This is a genomic window from Streptomyces sp. UG1 (assembly GCF_049974585.1).
In the GTDB taxonomy this organism is placed as follows: Bacteria; Actinomycetota; Actinomycetes; order Streptomycetales; family Streptomycetaceae; genus Streptomyces.
The window spans coordinates 105,101-113,591 of the sequence record NZ_JBNGGG010000045.1 but is presented as its reverse complement, the minus strand read 5'-3'; the positions used below and the strand labels follow the sequence as shown (position 1 = coordinate 113,591).

General features: G+C 69.4%; 5 protein-coding genes. 3 read left to right on the top strand and 2 right to left on the bottom strand.

The features are described from left to right. Nucleotides 1–197 precede the first annotated feature (197 nt). Entirely contained in the window at nt 198–1,007 is an 810-nt protein-coding gene (locus ACP4J3_RS39845; protein ID WP_426541239.1) for an SAM-dependent methyltransferase, read from the top strand. A gap of 655 nt (nt 1,008–1,662) precedes the next feature. Here ACP4J3_RS39845 and ACP4J3_RS39840 read toward each other — a convergent pair. Both ACP4J3_RS39840 and ACP4J3_RS39835 read right to left on the bottom strand, forming a co-directional pair. Further along, on the bottom strand, nt 1,663–2,280 hold the full coding sequence (locus ACP4J3_RS39840) for a hypothetical protein (RefSeq protein ID WP_426541234.1): 618 nt from the start codon (nt 2,278–2,280) through the stop codon (nt 1,663–1,665). Nucleotides 2,281–3,806: 1,526 nt separating this feature from the next. Continuing rightward, a complete protein-coding gene (locus tag ACP4J3_RS39835; RefSeq protein WP_426541233.1) occupies nt 3,807–5,768 on the bottom strand; it encodes an acyl-CoA dehydrogenase in 1,962 nt (653 codons plus the stop codon). 561 nt (nt 5,769–6,329) lie between these two features. On the opposite strand from ACP4J3_RS39835, the gene ACP4J3_RS39830 reads away from it, so the two are divergent. Both ACP4J3_RS39830 and ACP4J3_RS39825 read left to right on the top strand, forming a co-directional pair. Then, complete coding sequence (locus ACP4J3_RS39830; RefSeq protein WP_426541232.1) at nt 6,330–7,013, top strand: ScbR family autoregulator-binding transcription factor; 684 nt, start codon at nt 6,330–6,332, stop codon at nt 7,011–7,013. Nucleotides 7,014–7,130: 117 nt separating this feature from the next. After that, nucleotides 7,131–8,351 (top strand): cytochrome P450 family protein, encoded by a 1,221-nt coding sequence (locus tag ACP4J3_RS39825; RefSeq protein WP_426541231.1) that lies wholly within the window; start codon nt 7,131–7,133, stop codon nt 8,349–8,351. The last annotated feature ends 140 nt before the right edge of the window (nt 8,352–8,491 follow it).

Below are 8,491 nucleotides of genomic sequence, written 5' to 3'. Positions count from 1 at the left end.
CATCGATCAATCCTCCGGGGAGGCATGTCCTGCCGGGTCTGATCCACAGGTCTTGAGCATTGCTCCGCGGGGTGGGGCCGTGCCTGGCACGCTGCTGGCCGGGGCGGGGGTGTGGAGTTGTTCGGCGCATGCGGGTGGGTGGTTCTGCGGTGTGCTGGTGAAGGTGGACAGTGATGTGTTGTGAGGAGGGGATGCTCGTGTCGCAGGACTCGTCCGCGGCCGACGGCGCGGCGTTTTCGAGGGTCGATTCCACGGTGCCGCACTCGGCCCGGATCTGGGATTACTGGCTCGGCGGTAAGGACAATTACCCGGTCGATGGGGAGGCGGGTGATGCGTTCCGCCGGGTCTTTCCCGGCATCACCGATCTTGCCCGTGACTCGCGGGCCTTCCTGGGCCGCGCCGTGGGCTACCTGGCCAAGGAGGCCCAGATAGGCCAGTTCCTCGACATCGGCACCGGCCTGCCGACGGCCGACAGCACCCATGAGATCGCGCAGCGGATCAATCCCGGGGCCCGCATCGTCTATATCGACGACGACCCTCTGGTCCTGGCCCACGCCCACGCGTTGCTGACCAGCACGCCCGAGGGGGTCACCGACTACGTCGACGCCGATGTGCACGACCCGCGGACCATCCTGCGCGAAGCGGCCCGGACGCTGGACTTCACTCAGCCGGTCGCGCTTACGATGATGCAGGTCAGCGGGCACATTGCCGACGACGGGCAGGTACGTTCGATCATCGGCACGCTGCTGGGGGCCCTGCCGTGCGGCAGCTACTTCGCGTTCAACGACAGTGTCGACACCAACCAGGCCAACGTGGAGGCCACCCGCCTTTACAACGAAAGCGGGGCGGCCCCTTACCACTTGCGCAGTCCCGGACAGCTCGCCGGTTTCTTCGACGGCCTGGAACTGCTGGAGCCCGGCGTCGTGCCCCTGAACGAGTGGCGCCCCGAACCCGGCCGCTCTGCCGGAGAGGTGATCGCCCTGGGAGGTGTGGCCCGAAAGCCCTGACAGGCGTGCGGCTTGCCGCGCGGCCGTATGCTCCGCATCCGGACCGGCGGCCGGGACGCCACAGCAGGCCGCGGCGGATGCCGTGAGGGGCTTCAGCCCCGCGTGCGTGCGGGGGACCGGGCCGCCGGCAGCCCGGACGGACACAACTGCCCCGGTGGCACCCCCCGGGGGGGACCGGGGCAGTTGTGTCCGGCGTGGACACCGGGGGGCTCCGCAGAATCTCACGCCACGGGCCTTGCCGGTGCCGCACGGGCGTGGGCGGATCGACCGTGCCCCGGTCACGGGTTGCCATGGACGCAGCGCCGTGGATCGCGGACCCGGGGGCACATCCCCGGCGACGGGAAGCGGCTGGTCTGGATGTGCGGCCGGGCCGCTGCCGGGTGTGCGGCGCTGACGCTCGGGGGCGAAGCGGCGCGATGCGAGGCGGGCGGGCCCCAGAACGCGCCCGGCCGCGCGCTCCCGGGGCGCTCCGTGCCGCACGGGGGTGGGCGCGGTGGGGTAGTGCCGGCAAGACTCACCAGGCGCTACACCTGGCGGATCGGGCGGTCCGGATGAACACCCCTTCGCCCCCTGACGTGACCGCGCCCGCGCCGGCGGGGCGCACGGACCGGCCAGGGCGCCGGCCTGCCGCCGCACCTTGAATGGGCTCGTGCCTTCAGCGGCCGGCGCTCTGGGGCTGCGGGCCGGCCGGGGATGCGGTTGCCGGCTCGGGCACGTCGGGGGCGGTGTAGAAGACCGAGGCACCCTGCTTGGTCCGCAGGGCCTGGCCCTTGGCCACCAGTCCTTCGAGGGTGACGCGTACGACCTTGGTCTTGATGCCGCGCTCGGGGTGGGCCTGGCCGAGTGCGGTGGCGGTTTCCGCCGCCGAACGCGGCTCGCTCTGCTCGGTGAGGTGGCGGCGGATGAGTTCCACCAGGGTCGGCCGGGCCGCCGGCGCGGCGCTTGCGGCCTTGGCCGCGGGCCTGCGGGCAGTGGTCCTGCCCGCTGTCCGCTTCCCGCCCGGCCTGGTGCCGGGTGTGCGCCGGGGAGCGGGCACCGTGGCGGCGGTCTCGGGCATGACCTCAGGCGCAGCCGGTGCTTCGGTGATGCCGAGGGCCTGCTGCATGTTCACCAGCACCGCGTGATCACGCCGTAGGGCGGTCAACTGCTCCTGCAGGGAGGCGATTTCCGCACCGATACGTTCCTGCTCCGTGATGTTGCGTTCGAGATCACCGGCCACCTGGGCGATGTACTGCGCTGCCAGCTCAGTGGCGGGCGTGGCGCTTTCGGGCATGGTGCTGACCTTTCCTCGGTGTGCGGCCACGGCGCAGACCTCAAGAGCGCCTGCAGACCCGGGCCCGCTCTCGGGCCCTGACGCCCACGGATGTGACAGGACACCGCAACCGGCCGCAAAGGACCTTGGTGCACAAATGGTACGGACAGGCGCAGCCGTTTGCTCCTCTCCATCAGCCGCCGGTGTCGGCTGCCGGGTTCACATCTGCTGCGTCCCGGACTGCGCCGGCCCTCCTCGCGGGCCGGGGCCTGTTTCTGCAGCCGGGGGCAATTGCCACAGCACCTCGTCCCTCTCGCGGCGGTGATGCTGGCCGGGGCGGCGCCATACGGCTCCACCCGGAGCAGCTCCAACCGGCCCCAGTCCGCGGACGATTCGTGAAGACCGGATGGATCGGACAGCTCTGGAATCTGAGCCCGCTGCGTTCAAGGGCGAGTACGAACGGGTCAACAGCAGCCACGACGTCTTACGTGCCGTACCGTTCATCGCCACGGACGCCGTGTACCGGTTCTCGGACGGTTCGCGTCGGGCCATCGAGGAGGACCGGTCCGCGATCGAAAAGCAGCACCGCCCCCATCTCGCCCGGCGGCAAAGCACAACGAGGCGTCATCAGGCGCCGCAGCCCGTCGTGTGCGCGCTCCCGCCACCCGCAGATGATCCACCCCGGGAACATCCCGGTCGGCTGGACCAGGCGTCCGCCACCGTCTCGCCCGCGGCGTCCTTCCCGCGCTCGCCGGTGTGCAAGGTGCCGTGTAGGCGGCCACATGCTGCACGAACAGCGTGCTGATCGAGGAGAAGGCGCGCTCTAGGTGCCCCTTGGCCGGCCCGTTGCCCACCGGAGCAGGCTGCACGAAACGCCCAGCGACTCAGGCGGCGATGAACGAGAACGAGATGAACACATTGCCCCTGGCCGACCACGGTGGCCTGCAGGGTGCGACTCCTCATTTCGGTGTCACCTGTGGTTCTCATCTGGATGTCATGCATCTCTCCTGGGCGGAGCGCAGAAGTGGTGGCATCGGGTGAGGAGTCCTGGTGACATTGTGTGGGAATCCTCAGCGCACTGAAGTGAGAAGGCCATAGGAGTGGCCATCTGACCTGGTGTTTCTTGCTACGTGGTGAAGATCTGTGCGTGACGGCCGATCTCGAAGACCCCCGCTGGGGGCGGAGGAACGCGAGCGCTGTGACTGGGCATGGCAGTTTGCTGGGTTCGTCCGCTGGCCGATCAGCCATCACCGCCCCGCTGAGGGGCGGGTCCCGGCCGTGGCTGCAGGTTCGCTTCACGGTCGCCCGGGTCGCTCTTGGCTCTGGGGATGAGGGCCGGGAGGGTTTCAGTCGCTGTGTGGGATCGGGCGGGACGGAACCCGCCGGTTCTTCGGGCCGTGTGGCCGTCGCGTGCCGGCGGTTCGCGCTGTGCCGGCAGGTCCCACCACCGTCCGGGGCCGCGGGAGTGATGGCAGGACGAGTCAGCGCCTGCGCGGCCGCCGCTTGGGCTGTTGGCATCGTGATGTGTCTTTCCGGTCCGGCCCGGCTCAGGGCAGCAGGGCCGCGGGTGTCCCGTCGAAGGCCTCGTCCGGCGTCGCCGGCCGTTGCGCGGGCAGGCGCGGCACCGCGTCGCCCGGCGGTTGGGCCCCGGGCGGCAGAAGGGTCTCCAGCAGGGCCGAGTGCCCGCTGTTCGCCAGGGGGATGCCGGCCAGGAATTCCTCCGGCAGGTCGAACGCCTCGACCAGCAGCGGAAGCTGAGGCGCCAGCCGTTCCATGAGGGTGTCGACGGCCAGGGGCAGCTCCCGGACGTGAGCGGGGGTCACATGGCCCTCCGCCAGCAGGTCGCCGGTGTGCGGGGTGAGTTCCTTGAGCAGGAAGAGCCGGCACAGGTCCTCGAGCAAGGAGCGGGCACCGGGCTCCGTGGTGCGCTCGATCGCCGCGAGGAAGGCGTCCGCGGCCTGCAGCCGGATGTGCGCGGAGACCATCTCGAGCCCTGCGGTCGATGCCGTGTTCCAGCGGCCCAGGGGGTTGCCCGTCGGTCCCGTGCGCAGGGCCGTGCGAGCCCTGGCCTGCCAGATGTGTTCCACCTCGGCGAGCGCCCCGCGCAGGAAGGACAGTTCGCTCAGCGGCTGGACGTGCGGGGGCAGCAAGGGAGCGGAGGTCCGCTCAGGGCAGTGGCCGAAGATCATTTCCGCGGCGGCCTTGCTCCAGATCACCAGGTTGTCGCCCTCGGCCGTGATGGTGCCCTCGAGGTTCTGAGTGATCTCGGCCAGGCCGTTGACGGAGAACAGCCCGGCCGCCCCGCAGCGCTCCCGGCATTCGAGGGCGACCTGACGGCTTGTCCAGGTGATCCACCCCTTGGCCATGGCGACCAGGCGCTCGGCCTCGCCGCGCTCCGCTTCACCGGCTTCGGCCCAGCGGGTGAGCACGGCCCGGTGCAGGAAGGTCATGGCGTACGTCAGGGCGGTAGCGTGCAGGAGACGGCCGTGGTGGCTGCGGTGTGCGTCCAGCGGGACGCGCGTGCCCGCCCTCGGCCCGCTGATGGTGCGGTGCTGTGAGCGGTGTACGGCAATGGACAGGGCGGCCCGGGACACTCCGACACCCGCGGCGCTCATGCAGAGCTTGCCCCGGGTGACACGGCGGATCGAGTGCAGGCACCGTTTGCGCGGGTTGCCCAGGCCGCTGCTGAAGCCGGCGTCCGGGGTGAGACGCCCGTGTTCGCCCTCCAGCAGCGCATGGCGGGGCAGGCGGACGTCGTCGAAGCTGGTCAGGCAGTGGTCGACGGGGCTGCCGAGCCGCTGCGGCAGCCGCTGGATGCGAATGCCCGCAAGCGGGCCCGCCATGTCGGTCAGCGGCACCAGGAACAGGAAGACGCCCCGGTCCTGGCCGTCGACCACAAGACGTGCCGCCACCACTGCGCTCTTGGGGCCACCGATGAGGCTGGTGTTGGGCATGAACTTGCTCGCCCCGAACGCGGGCGTGCGCAGCACGAACTCGTCGGTCGCACGGTCCAGTTCGCAGGTGGTCTGCAGCGCCGCCACGTCGTTCCCATGGTCCAGCTCTGTGCACAGAAACGTTCCTGTGCGCTGCATGGAGGTGTATTCGACGAGCTGGTGCCGTTCGCCGTTGTCGCGGTCGAGCAGACTGCCCAGGAACAGGTTGTAGTGGATGCCCGCCAGAGTGCCGAGAGCTCCGTCCACGATCCCCGTCCACTCGTGCAGGCTCGCCAGAAGCGGCGTGTCGAGCGCCAGGGACACCGGGCTGTCGACGGTCTCGTTGATGATCCGCAGCCGCTCGTAGGAGAGCGCCGTGCGCTCCTCGGCGGAGAGCCCCGGACGGTAGCGGAACTCCTCTTTGCCGATGAGATCGCGCCAGGTTCTGTGCAGACGACCGCGGTTGTGCTCTTCGAACAGTTGGTGCGTCAGCTCGCTGAGGGTTGCTTCAGCCAGAGCCTTCTCTGCAGGTCCGGTGGGGCTGGAAACCTGGGTCTGCATCGTCAGCAGGGTCATAACCCTCTCCACAGTGGGGTGTGTGATGTGGGGGGAGAGGAGGCGCCGGACCTGCAAAATACATACCCCCCGGTTTCTTTTTCAAGGCTCTTTGCGAACGCTTGACCTTCGCGATCCGGACGAATCCATTCCAGGCGGGAGCGCGTGCGGATCAGCTCCGGGGCGGCAGGGGGCGGGGGTGTGTTGAGCTCCGGTGCTTCCTCGCGGCATGCGGCATGCGGCTGCTGCGACCCTCCTGTCGCCCGCCCGGCATGGGGAAGCCCCTGTTCAACGGGCCGGTGGCTGGTTGGGGCGCCCAGTGGTTCCCGGGCCCGCCCCAGGCCCCGCCCCGGGTGGTGCGGCGGACCGGCGAAGGGGCGCCGCGCGGGCGGCGCGGCGACCGGCCCTCTTGAAAAACCGGCTAGCAGGTTTTATTGTCCGGGCGGGGGGTGCGGCGAAGCGCCTGGGCGAGGTTGAGGTTTCATTCCGCGGGGGGAGGTGGGTCAGTAGAATCCGAACCTGTCGGTTTCTTTTCCGGGCCGGCAGATGGAGCGAAGTCGCTGAGCGGTGTGGAGGTGCGGTGTGGCGCGGCAGGATCGAGCCATCAGAACCCGGCAGGCGATCGTTGTCGCCGCCGCCAAGGTGTTCGACGAGGTCGGGTACGAAGCCGCGACCATCTCCGAGATCTTGAACAGGTCCGGGGTGACGAAGGGAGCCCTGTACTTCCACTTCGCCTCGAAGGAGGAGCTCGCCCAGGAAGTGCTCGCGAAGCAGGTCTCCTTCGTGCCGGCCATTCCGCAACAGGAGCTGCTGCTGCAGGAGGCCGTGGACCGGGCTCTGCTGCTTTCGTACCTGGTCGGGAAGATGCGCGACCCGGTGGTGCGGGGCAGTATCCGGCTCACCGTGGAGCAGGGTGTCCCAAGGGACGGCCTCGACCGAAGTGTGCCGATCCAGGAGTGGGTCGACTTCAGCGCGGCCGTCTTCGAGGAGGCGAAGGTACGGGGAGAGGTCCTTCCCCACGTCGACGCGGCCGCTGTCGCCAAGCTGTTCGTCGGCGCTTTCACCGGGGTGCAGCTCCTCTCAAGCCTGCTGACGCAGCACACGGACATCACGGAACGCACGGCGGATCTCTACCGGCACCTGATGGCGGCCATCGCGGTCCCGTCGGTGCTGGTACGTCTGGAGATCGCGCCGGAGAGAGCAGCGCGCGTGTATGAGGAAGCCACGAAACAGGACCGGGACGTCGCAGCGGCCCAGGCGGGCTGACCGGCTCGGTCCTCTGAGCATGCGTCAGTGAACTGCCGGAGGCGGCGGGCCGCAGTCTGATCCGGGCGCACCAGTTGGAACGTGCGACACGAGAGCCAACTACAGGGGGAGTGCACCATGGAGAGATCTGTATGCCCGTACGCCCTGGACGTACTGGGGCGTGATCATGCCGGTCAGGCTGCCGCGCTGCGTGCTCAGGGGCCGGTGACGCAGGTCGAACTGCCGGGCGGGGTCGTGGCCTGGGCCGCCACCGCCCACCGTTATGTCAAGCAGCTGGTCGCGGACCCGAGGGTGTCCAGGGACGCCCGGCACTGGCCGGCGTTCACCGAGGGCCGGATCACCGAGGACTGGCCGCTGTATTACTGGGTCTCGGCGCAGAACATGTTCTTTGCCGACGGCGCACGGCATGCCAGGTTGCGCCGGCTGGTGGCCGGCGCCTTCACGATGCGGCGCGTGAAGGCGCTGCGGCCCCGGGTGGAGGCGGTCGTCACCGAGTTGCTCGACGCCATGGCGGGTGCACCCGCCGGCGTCCCGGTCGATCTGCACGGCGGGTTCTCCCGGCTGCTGCCCATGGGTGTCATCTGCGAGCTGTTCGGGGTGCCCAAGGACATGAGGGAGATCCTGTGCGAGGAGCTGAGCACGACGGTCAGCACCGTGGCGACGCCTCAGGAGACGACCGCCTCGCAGCTGACGGTCTTCGACCTGCTGGGTCAACTGGTGGCCGTCAAGCGGTCACAGCCGGGCGATGACCTGACCTCCGCGTTGATCGAGGTCAGGGATCACGGCGAAGGGCTCACCGAGCAAGAGCTGGTGGGAACCCTGAACCTCATGATCGTGGCAGGGCTGGAAACGACCAGCATGATCATCGAGAACGCCGTGGTGGCGCTGCTGTCCGCCCCTGACCAGCTCGGCCATGTGCGCTGCGGCCGGGCCGGCTGGGACGACGTGGTCGCAGAGACCGTCCGGTCGCGCAATCCTGTGGCGTTCTCGCCCCTGCGCTACGCGGTGGAGGAGATCGATGTGGACGGCGTGGTGATCGGCAAGGGCGAACCCATCCTCGTGAACTTCTCCGCTGCCGGGCTCGATCCGGCACAGTACGGGGATGAGGCCGCCGTGTTCGACGTCCTGCGTACGGATCGCCGAGAGAGCCTGGGATTCGGGTACGGCGTCCACCGCTGTCTGGGAGCGCCGCTGGCCGTGCTGGAGGCATCCGTCGCCCTGGCGGCGCTGTTCGAGCGTTTCCCGGACATGGTGTTGGCGTGCCCGGCCGAGGAGCTGGAGCCGCAGGGGTCGTTCATCGTCAACGGCTACCGAGAGGTGCCCGTACTGCTGAGGTGACGCTCTCAGTCCGGAATTGGGCGACTCCGCAGCCCGTTGGGCTGCGGAGTCCCGTGCTTTCGCGGGCGGGCCGGGCGTCTGACAAGGCGCCGTGCGGCCGGCAGTGATGCAGATCTTCAAAAGCTCGCAGCCTGAACGTT

Excerpts from the sequence above, each read along its gene's own strand:
- ACP4J3_RS39840 (WP_426541234.1), bottom strand. The coding sequence starts at position 2,280 with ATGCCCGAAAGCGCCACGCCCGCCACTGAGCTGGCAGCGCAGTACATC.
- ACP4J3_RS39825 (WP_426541231.1), top strand. The coding sequence starts at position 7,131 with ATGGAGAGATCTGTATGCCCGTACGCCCTGGACGTACTGGGGCGTGAT.
- ACP4J3_RS39835 (WP_426541233.1), bottom strand. The coding sequence starts at position 5,768 with ATGACCCTGCTGACGATGCAGACCCAGGTTTCCAGCCCCACCGGACCT.